Here is a 19,660-nt window from a genome sequence, read left to right as displayed (position 1 = left end):
AAGCAACGCGGCCCGACGACCGGCAACCTCGCGCGACCACCGGACATGGCAAAGCCGCCCATAGGGCGGCTGCCGAACACCCTGGACAGTCAGAAGTCGAGGGTGAAGTTGAGGGTCATGGCATGGTCCTTGGTTTTGTCGGATACCTGCCCCGAGTAACCGATGCCCAGCTTGCCGGCCGGGGTGATCTGGTAGTCCAGGCCAGCCTCCAGCAGCGCACTGTCCTTGGCAATCGGCACACCCTGGGTGGTGAAGGAGGTGCCGCCGTCGATGAAGGTCAGGTCGGCATCCGGCTTGGTGTCGCCATAGGCATGGCGCCAGCCCAGGCCCACCCGTGGCGTGAGCTGGTGCCCATTGCCCAAGGTGAGGCGCTTGCCGGCCCGTATACCGACGGTGGAGAAGGTCACGTCCTGGCTGGCCTTGGCCTTGAGCGCCGCCGCACCGCCCTTTTCCTTGCCGGTGTTGCTGTCGTAGTTGACATAGGACAACCCGACGAATGGCTCCAGGGCCACACCTGCAGCGTCCATCGCATACCCCACCTCACCGAAGACCTGGGCACTGCGGGCGTTGTAGTGCGCCTTGAGCCGATCGCTGTAGGTGCCGACATTGACGTCGCGCTTGGTCTCGATCCGGTGCCAGCTGTAAGCCGCTCCCAGGCGTACGGCCACGGCATCGAACTGGGAATTGAGGTAGGCCCCCAGGTGCGTGCTGTCGACCTTGGCGTCGGACTGGCGCCGATGGGCCGACAGGTCGCTGCGGGTGTAACCGGCAGCGACCCCGGCACGCCAGGTGTCGTCCAGCTGGCGGTCGCTGCCGAGCATGAAGCCTGACAGGTTGCGGTCCAGCTTGGCGGTATTGCTGTTGCCGGCCATGTCGCCCCAGGTGCCGAGCACCCGCATCCAGCCGACCATCTCACCCTGGCAGCCGCTGCCGCTCAGGCGGTTCTCACGACTGGCCAAGACCTGCCGTGGATCGTCCTGGGAGTTGGAGCAGCCAGGCTGGCGCATCCGGTCATTGAGGGCATCACGCACATAACGCGAGTCCTCCAGCAAGGCGCTGACGGTGCTGGCGTGAATCTCCCCGGACAGGCTGTTGAACGCCTCCACCGCCCCGGCGCGGTCCAGGCCGAGGATCTGCGCGTTCAACTGGTCGGCCGGATCGTCGTCGTCACCCGAGTAGGCGGCAAGGGCCGCCGCCACCGCGCGCTGATTGGAAGTCTGGGCGACGTCGACGAAGCTGGTCTGGTTGCGATTGACGTTCAGGTTCACCTGGTTGGCGCCATACACCAGCGAGGTGTTGAAGAACACCAGTTGCGGCAAGTTGCTGCCGCTGAAGGTACCGGTGATACCACCGCCGGCATTGATCAACGAGTAGCTGGAACTGGCAGCGCCATAGTTCAGGCCTGTGACCTGCAGGTTGCCCGCCAGGTTGGCGGTGCCACCGACCTGCAACGCCGGGCTGCTGGCCGAGGTCGGCGTCAACTGCAGGGTGCCGGTGCTGCCATTGCTGAAGTTGCCAGTGACCGCCAGCTTGCCGATCGGCCCGCCGGAACTCACCAGGCCATTGTTGGCCAGGCTACCGACGCTACCGTTACCCAGCAGCGCGGCACCATTGCTGACCACCACCTGTCCGGCCAGGGAGGCCGGGGCGTCGCCGATCTGTACGGTGCCCTGCTCCACCGCCAGGGTGCCGCTGAAGGGCTGGTTGCCATTGAGTTGCAACAGCCCGGCGCCTTGCTTGACCACGGTACCGGTACCACTGAGCAGGCCGTTGAACACGCCATTGCTGTTCTGCGCGAACAACATCCGGGCGTTGACCAGCATCCGCCCCTGCAAGCTGGTGGTGTTGCCCGCCAGGGTGCCGCCACTTACCGTGGTGCCGCCGGTGTAGGTGTTGGCGCCGGTGAGCAGCAACACCCCGGCATCGGTCTTCTCGATACCGCCGTTGCCCACCAGCGGTGCGTCTATTTGGGTCACCACCCCACCGTTGATCCGTACCTTGGCCAGGCTGCCGTCGCTGCCATTGGTGGGGCTCAGGCTGCCGTTGCTGCCAGCGACGAAGCTATAGCCACTGTCCAGCACCTGCATGCCGGTGAAGCCCTGGTTGCCAGCCACGGTCACGGTGCCACCCTGCCCACCGAAGATCACGAACTGGTTGCCCGCGCCTTCGGTCTGGGTACCGGTGGGGTCGGTCCAGTTGGTCGAACCGCCCCAGGTTCCGTTGCCGCCGCTGATACTGCCGTTGGCCGTGGTCTGGCCGCCGTTCCAGAACTGCACCTGGCCTGGCGCGCCCTGCACCAACAGGTTGACCTGGTTGGCCAGGGCAGTCTGCAGGCTCAGGGACCCAGGCAACACGCCCCCAGGCAGCGTGCCGTAGTTCAGGCCGTTATTGGTCAAGGTGCCGCCGTAGCGGAACAACTGGTAGACACCTACGCCGAAGTTTCCGGCATCGGTGATGTTCAAGGTACCGTCCAGGGTCAGGTCGCCAGCCACGTTGACCACCGTGGTGGAACTGGTGGCCTGGCCCAGGCTGAAGTCCAGGTTGGTGCCGGAAGACAGCACCAGCCCACCCACGGACAATGGCGTGGCACTGCCGCCGGCCTTGAGACTGGCGCCATCATCCAACTGCACGGTGCCGCTGAGCTGACCGCTGCCACCGATGCTGGCGCCATTGGCCACCTGCACATTGCCGCTGGCCAGGCTGCCGTCCACCAGCAACGAGCCACCCTGCACCTGGGTGGTACCGGTGAAGCTGTTGTTGCCGGTCAGCAACAGCGTGCCGCTGCCTTGCTTGACCAGGGTGCCGTTGCCGCTGAGGTTGCCGGCATAGGTGCCATTGGCGTTCTGCTGGAACATCAGCGCGGCGTTGTTGAGGATCGAGCCCTGCAAGCTGCTGGTGTCGCCGCGAGTGATGCCCGCGTTGAGCGTGGTGCCACCGCTGTAGGTGTTGGCGCCGCTGAGCAACAGATCACCACTGCCATTCTTCACCAGCGAGCCATTGCCACTGATCACGCCGCTGAGGGTCAGGGCCTGCTGGTTGGCCAGGTTCAACTGCGCGCCAAGGGTAATGGCGTTGGCCAGTTGCAGGGCCACCGGACTGTCGAGCTGGGCATTGCCGCCCACCGTCAGGGCCCCGGTGCCCAAGGCGCTGTTGTTGCCCAGGATCAATTGCCCAGCCTTGAGCAAGGTGCCGCCCTGGTAGGTATTGACGCCGTTCAAGGTCAGGCTGGCGTTGCCGCTCTTCACCAGCCCACCGCTGCCACCGACCACGCCGCCCAGGGTCAGGGCATTGGAACCGCCGATGCTCAATGCGCCAGCCAGGTTCAGCCCATTGCTCAGGGACACTGCGGTATTGCTGTCCAGGGTGGTGCCATTGGCGGTACTCAGGGCGCCTGTACCCAGGGCGTTGTCGTTCCCCACCACCAGGGTGCCGCCCTGTAGCGAGGTGCCGCCGCTGTAGCTGTTATTGCCATTGAGAACCAGGATGCCGCTGTCGAGCTTGGCCAGGGTACCGCCGCCAGTGAGCGTCACGCCGAGGGTAGCTGTGGCATTCGGGTCGACCCGGATCGCCGTGTTGCCGGTGCCGCCATTGACCAGGTTCAGCGCCCCGCCCACACCGCCGGCCAGGTTGTAGCCGTCGGTGACGAACTGCATGCCGGTGAGGTTCTGCGTACCGTTCACGGTCACGTTGCCGGCGTTGCCCTGGAACACCGCGAAGCTGCCGGCCCAGGCCTGGTTCAGGCTGCCATCGGCCAAGGTCCAGTTGCTGGTGCCGCTGCCCCAGGTGCCCGAACCGCCCTCGATCGTCCCATTACCCACGGTCTGCGAGCCATCCCAGAACAGCACCGTGGTGTTGGGTGCAGTCACCAGCAGGTTGACCTGGTTACCCACCGACGTCTGCAGTTGCAGATCGCCCGGGGTCACGCTGCCAGGCAAGCTGCCGAAGTTCAGGCCGTTGTCGGTCAAGGCTCCGGTGTAGTTGATCAAGCGATAGACGCCTGTGCCGAAGCCACCGATATCGCTGACGTTGAGGGTACCGTCCAGGGTCAGGTTGCCGCCGACATTGACCAGGGCATTGCCGCCACCGCTGACTGGCGTGCCCAGGCCCACGTCCAGGTTGGAGTTGGCCCCCAATACCAGCGAGCCCACCGACAGGCTGTTGCCGGAACTCAGCGCCAGGTGCCCGCCATCGGCCACGCTGAGGGTACCGCCCAGGCTGCCGTTACCGGTCAGGGTCGCGCCGCTGTTGACCGTGACCGTATTGCTGGCCAGGGAGCCGCTGAGGTTCAGCGTGCCGGCGTTGACCTGGGTATTGCCACTCAGGCTGCTGGTGCCACTGAGATTGAGAACGCCGCTACCGGTCTTGACCAGTTGCCCGGCACCGTTCAGGCCGCCGGCGAAGGTACTGCCCAGGTTGTTACCGCCCAGGGCCAGGGTATTGCCGCTGCCGATGGTCACCGCACCACTGCCGCTGAGACCGCCAAGGCTGGCGGAAGCGCCCAGGTCAAGGTTGGTTCCAGCCCCGAGGTTGACCCTGGCGTTGTTGCCCAAGGCCCCGCTGCCCTGGGTGATCAGGCTGCCGGACGACACGTCGAACAGGCCGCTGAAACTGTTGTTGCCACTCAGGGTCAGGTTGGCCGCGCCGTTCTTGGTCAAGGTCCCGTTGCCGGCGATCACGCCACCCAGGGTCAGGTCGTTGGCCCCGGCCAGGGCCAGTCCGGCATTGACGTTCAAATCGTTGTTCAGCACCAGCGGCGCACTGTTGGCCAGGGTCGCGGAGCCCGCCACGGTCAGCGCGCCGCTGCCCAGGGCTGCGGCCTGGGCCAGGGTCAGGGTGCCGGCGTTGAGCAAGGTACCGCCCTGGTAGTTGTTGACGCCGCCCAGGATCAGGTTGCCCGGGCCATTCTTGATCAGCTGGCCGGCACCGCCGATGACTCCACCCAGGGTCAGGTCGTTACTGCCGGCAAGGGTCAGGTTGGCATTGAGGGTCAGGGCATTGGCCAGGCTCAGGGCGCTGCTGGCGTCCAGGGTCGCGGCACCGCCCACGGTCAGGCCACCGGTGCCCAGGGCGCCGTTGTTGCCCAGGGTCAGGGTCCCGGCGTTGAGCAAGGTGCCGCCAGTGAAGCCATTGTTGGCGTTCAGGATCAGGTTGGCCGCACCGTTCTTGGTCAGGCTGCCTGCTCCATTGATCATCCCGCCCAGGGTCAGGTCGGCGGTACCGCCGATGCCCAGGTTGCCGGCCAGGTTGAGCACATTGGTGAGGCTGACCGCCGTGCTGGCGTCCAGGCTGGTACCCGCTGCGGCGTTCAGCGCACCACCGCCCAGGGCGGTGTTGCTGGCCAGGATCAGGCCACCGGCGTTGAGCGCGGTAGGCCCCAGGTAGGTGTTGTTGCCGGTCAGGGTCAAGCTGGCGCTGCCGTTCTTGACCAGGCTCCCGTTGCCGCTGATCACTCCGCCCAGGGTCAGGGCATTGGAGCCGGCGATATTCAGTGCACCAGCCAGGGTCACGGCATTGCCCAGGGTCACCGCGGTGTTGCTATCCAGGGTGGTGCCATTGGCGGTGCTCAGGGCGCCTGTACCCAGGGCGCTGTTGTTGCCCACCACCAGGGTGCCGCCCTGCAGCGAAGTGCCGCCGCTGTAGCTGTTGGCACCATTGAGCACCAGGGTACCGCTGTCGAGCTTGGCCAGGGTCCCGCTGCCGTTGATCGCCACGCCGAGGGTGGCAGTCATGCCGGGATCGACGCGAATCGCCGTGTTGCCGCTGCTGCCGTTGACTGCTGTCAACGAACCACCGGGGGCCCCCACCAGTTGATAACCGCTGGTGGTGAACTGCATGCCAGTGAAACTCTGCGCCCCGGCCACGGTGACCGTACCCGCAGTGCCCTGGAAGACCGCGAAGCCGTTGCCCCAAGTCTGGTTGAGGCTGCCGTTGACCGAGGTCCAGTTGTTGCCAAGCGAGTCCCAGGTGCCGCTGCCGCCATCGACCACGCCGTTGGCCGTGGTCTGGCTGCCGTCCCAGAAACGCACGTTGCTGCCGCTTCCCGACACCAGCAGGTTGACCTGGTTGCCAACGCTGGTCTGCACCACCAGGTCGCCAAGGTTGAAGCCCAATGGCACGCTGGCCACGTTCAGGCCCAGGTCCACCAGGCTGCCGGTGTAGTTGATCAGGCGATAAACGCCCACACCGAAACCACCGGCATCGCTGACGTTCAGTTGGCCGCCCAGGGTCAGGCTGCCGCCGACATTGAGCAGCGAAGTGGTGGACGGCGCGCCAAGGTTGGCGTCCAGGTTGGCGCCGCTGTTGAGCACCAGCGAGCCCACCGACAGGGTATTGCCCGAGTTCAGCGCCAGATGGCCACCGGACGCCACATCCAGGGCGCCCAGCAACGAACCGGCGCCAGTCAGGGTGCCGCCGCTGGCGACGTTGACCGTGCCGCTGGCCAGGGAACCGTCGACCTTCAGGGTGCCGCCGCTGACCAGGGTGTTGCCGGTCAGGCCATTGATGCCGTCCAGGGTCAGGGTGCCGCTGCCGACCTTGGTCAACTGCCCGCTGCCACTGAGGTCGCCGTTGAACACCGAGCTGGCGTTACTTCCACCGACACTCAGCGCCACCCCGGGGCTGAGTTGCACCGAGCCGCTGCCGGTCAACCCGCCAAGGCTGGCATTGGCGCCCAGGTTGAGGCTGGCACCCGCGCTGATATTGGCCCCGGAACTGTTGCCCAGGGCGCCGCTGGAGAGCGTGGTCACACTGCCTGCCAGCACATTCAAGGGTCCGCTGAAGGTGTTGTTGCCACTCAGGGACAGGTCCGCCAGGCCGTCCTTGATCAGCCCGGAACTGCCACCGATCACCCCAGCCAGGATCAGGTTGTTGTTGCCGGCCAGGGTCAGGTCGGCATCGAGGGTCAGGTTGTTGCCCAGGGCCATTGGCGTGCTGTTGTCCAGGGTCGCGGCGCCGCCAACGGTCAGGGCGCCAGCGCCCAGGGCCCCGCTGTTGCCCAGGGTCAGGGTCCCGGCATTGAGCGCGGTGCCACCCTGGTAGGTGTTGATGCCGTTGAGCGTCAGGTTGGTCGTGCCGTTCTTGATCAATTGCCCCGTACCACCGATCACCCCGCCCAGGGTCAGGTCGTTGCTGCCGGGCAGGGTCAGGTTGGCATTGAGGGTCAGGTTGTTGTTCAGGCTGATACCTGGTGCGCTGTCCAGGTTTGCCGCGCCACCCACAGTCAACACCCCATTGCCCAGGGCGCTGTTGTTGCCCAGGGTCAGGGTCCCGGCGTTGAGCGTGGTGCCGCCCTGGTAGGTGTTGGCGCCGTTCAGGGTCAAGTTGGCGTTGCCGTTCTTGATCAAGCTGCCGATCCCGCCAACCACCCCGGCCAGGGTCAGGTCGGCGCCGCCACCGATAGTGACCCCGCCACCAAGGTTCAACTGGTTAGTCAGGGTCAGGGCACTGCTGCTATCCAGGGTGGTGCCTGCGGCCGCATTCAACGCACCGCCGCCCAGGGCATTGGCGTTACCGACGATCAACCGGCCGGCATTGAGGGTGGTATTGCCCAGGTAGGCGTTGGCGCCGTTGAGGATAAGGTCGGCGCTGCCATTCTTGATCAGGCCGCCGATCCCGCCGATCACGCCACCCAAGGTCAGGGCATTGCTGCCGGCGATCGTCAGGTTGCCGCCCAGGTTCAATCCATTGCCGATGCTGACCGCGGTGCTGGCATCCAGGCTGGTGCCGTTGGCGGCATTCAGCGTGCCATTGCCCAGGGCACCATTGGCGCCCAGGATCAGCGTGCCGCCGTTGAGGGCGGTATTGCCCTGGTAGGTATTGGTACCGCTGAGGGTCAGGCTGGAACTGCCACTCTTGATCAGCCCGGCGCTGCCGCCGATGGTTCCGCCCAGGGTCAGGGCATTGCTACCGCCCACCGTGAGGTTGGCATTGAGGTTGATGGCATTGCCCACGTTCAGGGCACTGCCGGCATTCAGCGAACTGGCGCCGCCCACGGTCAGCGCACCGCTGCCCAGGGCCGTGGCGCTCCCCAGGGTCAGGCTGCCGGCATTGAGCAAGGTGCCGCCCTGGTAGCTGTTGTTGCCATTGAGGGTGAGGTTGGCGCCACCGTTCTTGACCAGGCCATAGGCACCGCTGATATCGCCATCCAGGATCAGCGGGTTGAGCCCGTCCAGGGTCAGGTCGGCGTTGAGCACTATGGCATTGAGCAGGTCCAGGCTGGTGCTGCCGGCGAGGTTCGCCGCGCTGCCCACGGTCAAGGTGCCACTGCCCAGGGCGCCGCTGTTGCCCAGGGTCAGGGTGCCGCCGTTGAGCAAGGTTCCGCCCTGGTAGGTGTTGCTGCCATTGAGGGTCAGGTTGGCCGTGCCGTTCTTGGTCAGGCCTCCGGTGCCGGTGACCAGCCCGCCGAGGGTCAGCGCGTTGCTGCCGGCCAGGTTGAGGTTGCCGGACAGGTTCAGGGTATTGCCCAGGGACACCGCGGTGCTGCTGTCCAGGGTAGTGCCGGCGGCGGTATTGAGCACACCCAGGCCCAGGGCCAGGTTGCTGCCGACGATCAACGACCCGCTGTTGAGGTTGGTATTGCCCAGGTAGCCGTTGTTGCCGGACAGGGTCAGGCTGGCCCCGCCGTTCTTGACCAGCCCGCCGGCACCGTTGATCTGCCCGGAGAGGCCCAGGTTCTGGGTGCCCCCAATGGTCAGGGCACCGGCCAGGTTGACGTTGTTGCCCAGGCTCAAGGCGGTGTTGGCATCCAGCGTCGTACCGGCCGCCGCGTTGAGGGTGCCGGTGCTCAGGGCGCCGGCATTGCCGACGATCAAGCGCCCGGCATTCAGGGCCGTGTTGCCCAGGTAGGCATTGGCCGAATTGAGAACCAGGTCGGCGCTGCCATTCTTGATCAGGCCACCGGCACCGCTGACCAGGCCGCCCAGGGTCAGGGCATTGCTGCCGCCCACCGTCAGGTTGCCGGCCAGGGCCAGGGCGTTGCCCAGGTTGATGGCAGTGTTGGCATCCAGGGTGGTGCCGCTGGCCGTACTGAGCAGGCCACTGCCCAAGGCATTGTTGTTGCCCAGGATCAGACTGCCGGCGTTGAGGTTGGTGGTGCCGCTGAAGCCAGTGTTGTTGCCGCTCAGGGTCAGGCTACCGGTGCCACCCTTGTTCAGCGCGGCACTGCCGCTGAGGACACCGGACAAGGTCAGCGCGCCGACACCGCCGGTGCTCAGGGCGTTGTTCAACACGAAACTGTTGCCCAGGTTGACGCTGCCCGGCGCGCTCAAGGTGGCCGCGCCGCCCAGGGTCACGGTGGAAGTGCTGAAAGCCTGGTTGTTGCCCACCTGCACCGTGCCGCCATTGAGGGTGGTGCTGCCGGTGTAGGTATTGGCGCCATTGAGGGTCAGTTGCCCGGCGCCGGACTTGACCAGCCCGCCACCACCGGAAATCACCCCGGCCAGGGTGGTGTCGTTGCTGCCTTGCAGGGTCAGGCCGCCAGCGCCCAGGCTGATCAGGTTGTTCAAGGTCAGGCCGGCGCTGCTGGCTTGCAGCACACCACCATTGGAGGTCAGCAGACCGCTGCCGAAGGTGGCGCTGTTGTTGTACAGGGCCACCCCGCCATTGAGCGTGGTGTTGCCGCTGACCACCGGCCCCTGCAAGGTCCAGGTGCCGCTGTTGAGGGTCAGGTTGTTGAAGTTGACGTAGTTGGCGCTGGAAATGGTGCCGCTGCCGGTGGTGCCGCCACCCACGCCCAGGGTGTTCTGCAGCAGCAGGGTGTTGGAACCACCGGCGCCGCCATCGATCTGCCCTGTGGGGGCAAACGTCAGGTCGACCCCCAGCAGGCCACCCAGGCTGACACCGATCCCGCCGCCGCTGCTGACCGAGGAACCAGTCACTGCGGTGAAGCTGTTGGTGCTGCCGGCCCCCAGGGACACACCGCCAGTGATCTGCCCGGTATTGGTGAAGTTGTTGCCAGCCGCCGAGGCCTGGAACGCCACCCGGCCCACCAGGGTGCCGTTGTTGGTCATGTTGACCTGCGAGCCACCCCGCACCGCCACCACCGGCGCATCGGCGGAGAGCAGGGTCAGGCCCAGCAATGCCGAGGAACCGATGCTGCCGTTATTGACGATGGTGGTGCTGCCCCCCGCGCCGTTGTTGATGTTCAGCGCCATGCCGTTGAGCGTGCCCAGGTTCAGGCCGAGGATGCCGGAGGTACCGTTGAGGGTACCGCTGGCCGCGTTGTTGATGTTGACGGTCGCGGCGCTGCCATTGCCGATGACCGCACCATTGCTGAGCAGGGTCACCAGCCCGAGCAGGGCCGGGTCGATGGTGCCACTGTTGTTCAGGGTGATGTTATGGCCGGTGAGGCTCATCGCCGTGCCGCCGAGCAGCGAGTTGAAGGTCGCGCCACTGTTGACGTTGACCGTCAGGTCGTCGGCGGAGGTGGCGAAAGCGTTGGTGAGGATCGCCGTGGCATTGCCGCTGCAAGTGACGATGCTGCCGGCGCTGGGGTTGGCCGGGGAGCACGCGGCCATGGCTGCCGGGCTGGCCAGGCCCCAGAGCAGGCCGGCCAATCCCAGGCGGATGGCCAGGGGCAAAGGCGAAAGACTGACCAGCACATCCCTGGCGCGAGCGTTCACATGCAGCTCCTTCCTTGAGAGCAGGCTTCTTCATTACGTAGGAACGCGTACTACCCGGAAGCTTCAGATCCCTCTACTACACGCAGCAACCCGCAAAAACCTGACTGATGGTTAAATTTCCCTGGCAGAAACCTAGACGACGCCGCAAAGCTTGCCCAACCCTGGTGCACCATCAAATAGCATTAATACCTTGGTAAGGTGCAACGATTAATCTCAGTAAAAATCCGGGAAAAAGCGCTTATTTTCGGCCATCCGTAGTGTTCTAAAATTTTTACAACAGCGCACAGGTCACTGTATTGCACCCTTACGAGGTCAAGTTCGGGCTGAACCTGGCCAAATGGTGCGCTCATCCACCCTTTCCTTCCCAAACAGACCGGTCACGTCGATCCAACAGCAAAAAGACGAGTTGGTACGACACATGCAAACGTTTGCGCGCCAGGGAATCCAGGCCATTCGCCGATGATTGCCCAAACCTGATCTCACCCCGCACGAACAAGGATTTTCAATGCTCGTCACCTCCAGGCGTACCGCGCCTTCGTACCCACGCAGCGTTTCCCTGCTACTGGGCATCGTTACCGGATTACTCAGCCCTGCACTGTTGGCCCAACCGGTCACCCCGGACGAGTCGGCCCAGGGCGAAGGCCTGAGCAAGGATGTGCAACCGGCCAAGCCCGGCGCCTACCTCTCCGACTGGTACAACCAGGACCTGATGCTGATCGGCAGCAAGGACATCAGCTTCGGCCCCCGCCCGGCGGACGACGTCTACCTGGAATACGAGTATTTCGGGCGCAAGGGACCGTTCGAGCTCTATGGCTACATCGACCTGCCGAAGGTCCTCGATATCGGCAACAGCCACGACAAGGGCGTCTGGGACCATGGCTCGCCGCTGTTCATGGAGCACGAGCCGCGCATCTCCATCGACTACCTGGCCGGCCGCAGCCTGGCCATCGGCCCGATCAAGGAGTGGTACGTGGCCTTCGACTGGATCTACGACCACGGCAGCCGCACCGCCAACCGTGCCAACACCCTGTACAGCGGCCTGGGCACCGACATCGACACCCACTCGCGGGTCAACCTGTCCGCCAACTTCTACGGTCGCTACCAGTGGGAAAACTATGGCGCCAGCAATGAATACTCCTGGGATGGCTACCGCGCCCAGCTCAAGTACATCGTGCCCATCGACAAATTCAGCAACGGCGCCTCGCTGACCTACATCGGCTTCACCAACTTCGATTTCGGTTCCGACCTGCACAAGGACAACCCGGCCCGTACGGCCAATGCCACCGTGGCCACCAATGTGCTGCTGTACTCCTTCACCCATCTGCGCTTCACCCTGGTGGGCCGGTACTTCCATAACGGCGGCAACTGGGAAGACGGCAGCGTGCTGAATTTCGGCGATGGCGAATTCCGCGCGCGCTCCAACGGCTGGGGGTATTACGCCGGGGTCGGCTATCAGTTTTAGCGACAGCGGCAAGTTTCGAGCGACAAGCAGCAAGACAACCACGGTGTAACCTGGATCGAGCAGGATCAGCACCGATCAACGGCAATCATGGAGGTGTTATGCGTGGCATGCAGAAAGTTTCGTGGATAGTGGGCCTGAGTGCGGTGCTGGCCGGCGGGGCCTGGGCCAATGAGGCGCCGATCAAGCCCAAGGTGGTGCTGATCAGCATGTTCGCTCCGGAAGCACAGAACTGGATCGAGCGCCTGGAGCTCAAGCACAAGGTGCGTGTCCCGGGGTTGGCCGGAGAATACCCGGACATCAGTTGCAACAACGACCGGCAGGTGTGCCTGCTGACCACCGGCATGGGCCAGACCAACGCCGCGGCCTCGACCCTGGCCCTGGCGCTGTCGCCGAAGTTCGACCTGCGCAAGAGTTACTTCCTCATTGCCGGGATTGCCGGCATCAGCCCGCATCAAGGCACCATCGGCACCGCGGCCTGGGCCCATTACCTGGTGGAGTTCGGCACCCAGTGGGAGCTCGACTCGCGGGATGCGCCCAAGGAATGGCCCACCGGCTACCTGGGCATCAACACCAAGGGGCCCAATGAAAAACCGCCCCTGGACTACAAGACCGAAGTGTTCGAGCTCAACCCGAAACTCCAGGCCAAGGCGTTTGCCCTGAGCCAGAAGGTGACCTTGAGCGAAAGCAAGGAATCAGCGGCCTGGCGCCTGAAGTATCCCCAGGCTCCGGCCAACCAACCGCCGGTGGTCACCCGCTGCGACACCCTGGCCGGCAATACCTGGTTCTCCGGCACGCGCCTGAGTGAACGAGCTGAGGTCTGGACCCGCTTGCTCACCGACAACAAGGGCGTTTACTGCACCACCCAGCAGGAAGACAACTCCACCTACGAGGCGCTGCTGCGGGCCAGCCGCGAAGGCCTGGTGGACGTCCAGCGCCTGGCGGTACTGCGCGCCGGCTCGGACTTCGACCGCCCGGCACCCGGTGCCAGCGAAGTGGACAACCTGCTCAAGTACGCCGACCAGGGCGGTTTCGTACCGGCCCTGGAAAACCTCTACCGCGCCGGCAACCCCCTGGTGCAGGACATCCTCAAGAACTGGTCGGCCTGGGAGCACGGCGTCCCGCAATGACCCCGTGATCGCCCTACCCAAACCTGTAGCCGCTGCTGAGCCCGCGAAGCTGCGCCAAGGCCCGCAGGGCCTTCAGCGATCCCACAAACCCTACGGCCCTACGGCCCGTACGCTGCCTGCGGCAGCGGCTACACAAACAAACCCTGTAGCCGCTGCTGAGCCTGCGAAGCTGCGTCAACGCCCCCCGGCCCTGCCCGCCTCAAGGAATCAGGATCACCTTGTCGCCACCGCCCTGGTTGACCTCGGCATAGCGCTCCAGCCCCTGCTCCAGCGGCGACTCCAGCAACCCCTCGGGCAGCGGCAACAAGCCTTCGTCGAAATAGCGACCGAACTGCTCCAGCATCGCCGCGCATTCCTCGACGCCATACAGCAGCGAATTGATCCCCACCACCGAGCCACCCTTGCGGTACAGGGCCAGGGCCGGCAGCTGCACATGGCCATCCACCGGCGCGGCGATGATGGCGATCCGACCGAACGTGGCCAGGGCCGGCACCGCCGCCGGCAGCCAGAAGCCGGTAGTGTCGAAGATCACCTCGGCGCCGCCGGCATGATGCTCGCCCACCTGGGTGGCGAGGTTTTCCGGCTGCGCCAGTTGCAGCACCGGATAGCCCTGGGCCTGCAACGCCTGCACCTGCTCCGGCCGGCGCGCCGCCGCCAGCACCTGGGCGCCACGAACCTTGGCCAGGGCCAGGGCCGCAGTGGCCACGGCGCCGCCACCGATCACCAGCAGCCGGGTACCGGCGACCACGCCGCTACGCTCCAGGGCATCCCAGGCGGTGGTATAGGGCACGCCGAGGCTGGCGGCCTGGGCAAAGCTCAGGTGCCGGGGCTTGAGCGCCACGCCGCTGGCCGACAACACCACGTACTGGGCGTGGCTGCCGTCGGCGAAAAAGCCCAGGTCCCTGCCGGTGCCCCAGACTTCCTGGCCGATCAAGTCGTCCGGCCCCTGCTCCACCACCCCGGCAAAATCCCGTCCGGGAATCCGTGGCAGCGTGGTGTAGGGAAAACGCCCGAGGACATTCTTCACATCGCTGGGATTCAGGCCCGCCGCCTTGATCCGTACCAATACCTGGCCGGGCCCGGGGACCGGAGTCGGAACCTCCACCAGTTGCAGGGAAGCGAGGTCGCCGGTGGCGGAAAATTGCAGTGCTTTCATCAAAGACTCCATGGGTCGAAAAACAGTCGATATCAGCGATCAGGACAGCCACTGGCTGAACAGTTGGCGCCCCAGGGGCCACAGCTGTTCGCCACCGAGCATGCCCAGCAGCCCCACCAGGGCGATGGCTGGCGGTGCCGGGGAACGCACCTGCAGGGCACCGTAGAGCAGCCCGACCAGCAGGCCAGCCGCCAGGGACATCAGGTAATTCATGGCTCACTCCCAAAAGGCCGTGGTGCATGGGCTCGGCTGCAACTACAGCGTCGCTTCGTGTAGCCGCTGCCGCAGGCTGCGCATGGCCCGCAGGGCCACCGCGAGCCTGGGATCGCGCAAGGCCCTGCGGCCCCGAACGCAGCTTCACAGGCTCGGCAGCGGCTACAGGCATGGAGTGGATTCTAGAGACAAGGAGGCAGTGGCATCGGCCAAGTACTTCAGGCTATCGGCCAAAGCATCGCGGTGTCTCAGGCCGAGGGTTCGCCGGCGACATACTGCGAGGGGGCGACGCCCAGCTCGCGGCGGAACATGTCGCTGAAGCTGCTGGGGGAATAACCCAGCTCGCGGGCGATCCGGCTCACCGGCACGCCCTGGATCAGCTCCGCCGCCGCAGTGGCCAGTTGCACCTGGCGCCGCCATTCGGCGAAGCCCAGGCCCAGGCGTTCCTTGAACAAGCGCGCCAGGGTACGCACGCTGGCCCCGACGGCCTCGGCATGCTGCTCGAAGGATATCTCCAGGGACGGCGCCGCCATCACCGCCTGGCACAGGCTGCACAGGCGCCGGTCGGCGGCATCGGGCAAGACGATCTTCAACTCCGAGCGCCGCGCCCGTTGCAGCTCCAGCAGGGCCAGGCCCACCAGGGCCTCGTAGTAGTCCGGCTGGGGTGGTTCGAGCTCCACCAGGCGCACGATCAACTCCCGCAGCAGGGTATCCACTTGCAGCACCTGGACCCTGGTATCCAGAGTCGCTGCCAGGGAGGGACGCAGGTAGATATTGCGCATCTGCAGGTCGCTGACCACGCGGATGCCATGGACCACGCCCGGCGGCAGCCACACCGCCCGCTGCGGAGGCACCACCAGGGCCTCGTGGGGAGTCTCGACCCACATCACCCCGCTCATGGCATACAGCAACTGGCCCCAGTCGTGCTCATGGGGCTCGACGAACAACCCGCGCGGGTAGGTACGGGCCAGCGGCTGCACGGGAATCGCGGTGTCGGTGAGGTCGGGAGGAGCGGCTAGGGCCATGGCAAGGTCGCGGCGGGACGGCGGGCGACCATGGTAACCAGCCGTCGAGGCAGCCACCAGCCAGCACTAGCCAAATCGATGCCATGGCGCTCGAGAACCATCCGTTTGGATAGCCTGCCGGGATTTTTCGACACCTCGCCGGCCCGCTGGGACAATCCGAGTGAATTTTTCCGCCGCAGGGGGATCACTGCTGCATCACAGGGAGGATTGAACGCTTTATGAACAACGCAAAACTCTTCGTCATCGAATACACCCTGCACGGTGCTCCCAAGTCCTTCATCATCCGCCAGGAAAAGATGGACAACGCCGAGGCCTGGCACTGGGCCAGCTGCGACGCCGGGGTGGGCCGCATCGGCCGCTTCGGGCGCGAACAAGTGAAGAAGACCAGCCGCCCCACGGCGGAGAAGTTCGGTATCCACAACGTCACCTGGCGCCCTTCGGTCTAGCCGGTAAACCGGATGGCGCCACCCGGCGCCATCCCCAGCGCCGAGGCTCAATCCCAGCCTTGCAGGCGCAGCGTGGCCCGCACCAAGCGCTGCTCCTCTTCTTCGATCTCCTGCAGGTTTTGCGCGATGCCCTGGATATGCGCCTGTGCGGCCTTGCGCGCCTGTTCCGGCAAGCGACCGGTGACCGCGTGGTACAAGCGCGCATGCTGGCGGTCGATCTGGCGCTTGTGCAGTGGCCGGTGATAGAGGTTGTTGACCGAGGCGAACACCGAATTGAGCAACAGGCCGTTGAGCGAGCCCAGGGTCTGCACCAGCACCGGGTTGTGCGAAGCCTCGCAGATGGCCAGGTGGAAGGCATGGTCCAGGCGCGCCAGGTCGGCGGGCTCCAGGTCCTGGTCATGGGCCTCAAGCAGGGCCTGGTAGCTACGGCCGATGAGCACGAAGTCGGCCTCGGTGCCACGCAGGGCCGCCAGCCGCGCCGACTCGCCCTCCAGCAGGCCGCGGACCTCCAGCAAGTCGTAGAGAGTGCGTGGCTGGGAGCTGAACAGGTGCAGCAGTGGCGAGTCCGCCGCCGGCGCCGACAGTTGCGCCACCTGCGAGCCACGACCCTGCACCGTGTCGATGATGCCCCGGGCCCGCAACAGCTTCAGGCCCTCGCGCAGGGCCGTGCGCGAGACCCCGAGCTTGGCGGTCAGGCGCCGCTCCGAGGGCAACAGCTGGCCGGTCTTGAATACCCCGTCGACGATCAGGCGCTCGATCCGTGCGCAGACCCTATCGGCCACCTGCAAGCGCGGCTGTCCCGGTTTGTCCTGCATCTCGCCTCCCACTGGTATGACCAGTTCCTTGTCGATTCGCGCCCACTTCCTGGCTTGGCTGCAACTTGCTGAAATCAATCAGTTTTACTGGAGCCCGGGGCAAGTACCGGAAAACAAAGTGGTTCGACCACTGCCGGCGCACATGGACACTAAGGCGCCCCGGGCCAATGATGCAAGGCATGCGTGATGCAGTCGCGACCTGATAACAACGACACAAGGTCATTCGCCAGCCATGACGATTCTCTACGATGAACGCCTCGACGGCGCCCTGCCCGAGGTCGACCGCCAAGCCTTGATCCACGCCCTGCGCAGCCAGCTGCCGGACCTGGAACTGCTGGACCGCCAGGAGCAACTCAAGCCCTACGAATGCGACGGCCTGAGCGCCTACCGCAGCACCCCGCTGCTGGTGGCCCTGCCCCGGCGCCTGGAGCAGGTGCAGCAGATCCTCAAGATCTGCCACCAGCAACGGGTACCAGTGGTGGCCCGGGGCGCGGGCACCGGCCTGTCCGGCGGCGCCCTGCCCCTGGAAAAGGGCCTGCTGCTGGTGATGGCGCGATTCAAAGACATCCTCAAGATCGACCCCGCCGCGCGCTGCGCGCGCCTGCAACCCGGGGTGCGCAACCTGGCGATCTCCCAGGCCGCGGCGCCCTACGAGCTGTACTACGCCCCCGACCCGTCGTCGCAGATCGCCTGCTCCATCGGTGGCAATGTCGCGGAAAACGCCGGTGGCGTGCACTGTCTGAAATACGGTCTGACCGTGCACAACCTGCTCCAGGTGCGGATGCTCACCGTCGAGGGCCAACCCCTGACCCTGGGCAGCGAGGCCCTGGATTCGCCGGGCTTCGACCTGCTGGCGCTGTTCACCGGTTCCGAGGGGCTGCTGGGGGTGATCACCGAAGTCACGGTCAAGCTGCTGCCCAAGCCGCAGATCGCCAAGGTGCTGCTGGCGGCCTTCGACTCGGTGGAGAACGCCGGCCAGGCGGTGGCGGCGATCATCGCCGCGGGCATCATCCCCGGCGGCCTGGAGATGATGGACAACCTGGCGATCCGCGCCGCCGAAGACTTTATCCACGCCGGCTACCCGGTGGATGCCCAGGCCATGCTGCTGTGCGAGCTGGATGGGGTCGAGGCCGATGTCCACGACGACTGCGAGCGGGTGCGCCAACTGCTGCAACAGGCCGGCGCCAGCGAAGTGCGCCTGGCCCGGGACGAGGCCGAGCGCGCGCGGTTCTGGGCCGGGCGCAAGAATGCCTTCCCGGCGGTGGGCCGCTTGTCGCCGGACTACTACTGCATGGACGGCACCATCCCCCGGCGCCAACTGCCCGCGGTGCTGCACGGCATCGCCCGGCTGGCCGCCGAGCACCAGCTGCGGGTGGCCAACGTGTTCCATGCCGGCGACGGCAACATGCACCCGTTGATCCTGTTCGATGCCAACCAGAGTGGGGAACTTGAGCGAGCGGAAACCCTGGGCGGCAAGATCCTCGAGCTGTGCGTGGCGGTGGGCGGCACCATCACCGGCGAGCACGGCGTGGGCCGGGAGAAGATCAACCAGATGTGCGTGCAGTTCAGCAGCCACGAGCTGAGCCTGTTCCACGGCATCAAGCGCGCCTTCGACCCCCTGGGCCTGCTCAACCCCGGCAAGAACATCCCGACCCTGCACCGCTGCGCCGAGGCCGGGGCCATGCACATCCACCATGGGCAGTTACCCTTCCCCGAACTGGAGCGATTCTGATGGCCGCCCCCACCGATTGCGACGCCAGCGAAGCCCTGCTGGAGCAGGTGCGCGACGCCCTGGACAACGCCACCCCGCTACGCATCCAGGGCTCCAACAGCAAGGCGTTCCTGGGGCGCGACAGCGCCGGCGAAATCCTCGATACCCGGGTCCATCGCGGCATCGTCAGCTACGACCCCACCGAACTGGTGATCAGCGCCCGGGCCGGAACACCGCTTGGCGAACTGCAGGCGGTACTGGATGCCGCCGGGCAGATGCTGCCCTGCGAGCCGCCGGCGTTCGGTACCGGCGCCACCCTGGGCGGCATGCTCGCCAGTGGCCTGTCCGGGCCACGCCGACCCTGGGCCGGAGCGGTGCGCGACTTCGTCCTGGGCACCCGGATCATCAGTGGCCTGGGCCAGCACCTGCGCTTTGGTGGCGAGGTGATGAAGAATGTCGCCGGCTACGACCTGTCGCGGTTGATGGCCGGCAGCTATGGCTGCCTGGCTCTGGTGACCGAAGTCTCGCTGAAGGTGCTGCCCAAGCCGCGCCACTGCCTGAGCCTGAGCCTGGAACTGCCTGCCGGGCAAGCCCTGGCCAGGCTCGCGCAATGGGGCCAGCAGCCATTGCCCATCAGCGCCGCCTGCCATGACGGCAGCCGCCTGCACCTGCGGCTGGAAGGCGGCGAAAGCTCAGTGGCCGCGGCCCGCGATCGGCTCGGCGGCGAGCCCCTGGACAGCCACTACTGGAACCGGCTCAACGAGCAGCAACTGCCGTTTTTCGACCCCGGCCTGCCGCTGTGGCGCCTGTCGCTGCCGCACAACACCCCGGAGCTTGCGTTACCCGGCACCCAATTGCTGGACTGGGGCGGCGCCCAGCGCTGGCTCAAGTCCGATGCTCCGGCCGAGCGCATCCGCGCCCTGGCCAGCGCCGCCGGCGGTCATGCCAGTTGCTACAGCCATGGCCTGCTGGACAGCCCCTTCCAGCCCCTGGAACCGACCCTGCTGCACTATCACCAACGCCTGAAAGCGCAGCTCGATCCCCAGGGCATCTTCAACCCCGGCCGACTCTACCCGGAGCTCTGAT

Annotated in this window: 10 protein-coding genes; 5 read left to right on the top strand and 5 right to left on the bottom strand. The window is 65.9% G+C overall.

Annotated elements, in window-relative coordinates; all coding sequences use genetic code 11:
- Positions 1–89 precede the first annotated feature (89 nt).
- On the bottom strand, positions 90–10,619 hold the full coding sequence (locus tag GDH07_RS09650) for an autotransporter-associated beta strand repeat-containing protein (protein WP_425502103.1): 10,530 nt from the start codon (positions 10,617–10,619) through the stop codon (positions 90–92).
- Positions 10,620–11,124: 505 nt separating this feature from the next.
- On the opposite strand from GDH07_RS09650, the gene GDH07_RS09645 reads away from it, so the two are divergent.
- Entirely contained in the window at positions 11,125–12,081 is a 957-nt protein-coding gene (locus GDH07_RS09645) for a nucleoside-specific channel-forming protein Tsx (protein ID WP_152897241.1), read from the top strand.
- A 107-nt stretch (positions 12,082–12,188) separates the two neighbouring features.
- A complete protein-coding gene (locus tag GDH07_RS09640; RefSeq protein WP_425502102.1) occupies positions 12,189–13,208 on the top strand; it encodes a purine-nucleoside phosphorylase in 1,020 nt (339 codons plus the stop codon).
- A 199-nt stretch (positions 13,209–13,407) separates the two neighbouring features.
- Here GDH07_RS09640 and GDH07_RS09635 read toward each other — a convergent pair whose 3' ends face one another.
- The 3 genes from GDH07_RS09635 to GDH07_RS09625 all read right to left on the bottom strand — a co-directional run bounded on the left by GDH07_RS09635 (position 13,408) and on the right by GDH07_RS09625 (position 15,602).
- Complete coding sequence (locus tag GDH07_RS09635; protein ID WP_152897239.1) at positions 13,408–14,364, bottom strand: quinone oxidoreductase family protein; 957 nt, start codon at positions 14,362–14,364, stop codon at positions 13,408–13,410.
- Positions 14,365–14,403: 39 nt separating this feature from the next.
- Entirely contained in the window at positions 14,404–14,577 is a 174-nt protein-coding gene (locus GDH07_RS09630; protein WP_083457005.1) for a DUF1427 family protein, read from the bottom strand.
- Positions 14,578–14,825: 248 nt separating this feature from the next.
- Positions 14,826–15,602 (bottom strand): AraC family transcriptional regulator, encoded by a 777-nt coding sequence (locus GDH07_RS09625; RefSeq protein WP_022643688.1) that lies wholly within the window; start codon positions 15,600–15,602, stop codon positions 14,826–14,828.
- 218 nt (positions 15,603–15,820) lie between these two features.
- On the opposite strand from GDH07_RS09625, the gene GDH07_RS09620 reads away from it, so the two are divergent.
- Positions 15,821–16,048 (top strand): DUF6555 family protein, encoded by a 228-nt coding sequence (locus tag GDH07_RS09620; RefSeq protein ID WP_022643687.1) that lies wholly within the window; start codon positions 15,821–15,823, stop codon positions 16,046–16,048.
- 47 nt (positions 16,049–16,095) lie between these two features.
- Here the strand turns inward: GDH07_RS09620 and glcC are convergent, their stop codons facing one another.
- Entirely contained in the window at positions 16,096–16,863 is a 768-nt protein-coding gene (glcC, locus tag GDH07_RS09615) for a transcriptional regulator GlcC (protein WP_031321469.1), read from the bottom strand.
- 232 nt (positions 16,864–17,095) lie between these two features.
- On the opposite strand from glcC, the gene glcD reads away from it, so the two are divergent.
- Both glcD and glcE read left to right on the top strand, forming a co-directional pair.
- On the top strand, positions 17,096–18,595 hold the full coding sequence (gene glcD, locus GDH07_RS09610) for a glycolate oxidase subunit GlcD (protein ID WP_152897238.1): 1,500 nt from the start codon (positions 17,096–17,098) through the stop codon (positions 18,593–18,595).
- Positions 18,595–19,659, top strand: a complete 1,065-nt coding sequence (gene glcE / locus GDH07_RS09605) for a glycolate oxidase subunit GlcE (protein WP_152897237.1) — start codon at positions 18,595–18,597, stop codon at positions 19,657–19,659. The genes glcD and glcE overlap by 1 nt, the downstream gene beginning before the upstream one ends.
- Position 19,660 lies beyond the last annotated feature (1 nt).

Source organism: Pseudomonas piscis (assembly GCF_009380155.1).
GTDB classification, from domain to species: Bacteria; Pseudomonadota; Gammaproteobacteria; order Pseudomonadales; family Pseudomonadaceae; genus Aquipseudomonas; species Aquipseudomonas piscis.
The sequence above is the reverse complement of the archived record's forward strand: the minus strand, read 5'-3'. Positions and strand labels throughout refer to the sequence as shown.

What these genes read in the sequence shown, in the direction of transcription:
- GDH07_RS09620 (WP_022643687.1), top strand. Translation starts at nt 15,821, where the DNA reads ATGAACAACGCAAAACTCTTCGTCATCGAATACACCCTGCACGGTGCT.
- GDH07_RS09645 (WP_152897241.1), top strand. Translation starts at nt 11,125, where the DNA reads ATGCTCGTCACCTCCAGGCGTACCGCGCCTTCGTACCCACGCAGCGTT.
- glcC (WP_031321469.1), bottom strand. Translation starts at nt 16,863, where the DNA reads ATGCAGGACAAACCGGGACAGCCGCGCTTGCAGGTGGCCGATAGGGTC.
- GDH07_RS09640 (WP_425502102.1), top strand. Translation starts at nt 12,189, where the DNA reads ATGCAGAAAGTTTCGTGGATAGTGGGCCTGAGTGCGGTGCTGGCCGGC.
- glcD (WP_152897238.1), top strand. Translation starts at nt 17,096, where the DNA reads ATGACGATTCTCTACGATGAACGCCTCGACGGCGCCCTGCCCGAGGTC.
- glcE (WP_152897237.1), top strand. Translation starts at nt 18,595, where the DNA reads ATGGCCGCCCCCACCGATTGCGACGCCAGCGAAGCCCTGCTGGAGCAG.
- GDH07_RS09630 (WP_083457005.1), bottom strand. Translation starts at nt 14,577, where the DNA reads ATGAATTACCTGATGTCCCTGGCGGCTGGCCTGCTGGTCGGGCTGCTC.
- GDH07_RS09625 (WP_022643688.1), bottom strand. Translation starts at nt 15,602, where the DNA reads ATGGCCCTAGCCGCTCCTCCCGACCTCACCGACACCGCGATTCCCGTG.
- GDH07_RS09635 (WP_152897239.1), bottom strand. Translation starts at nt 14,364, where the DNA reads ATGAAAGCACTGCAATTTTCCGCCACCGGCGACCTCGCTTCCCTGCAA.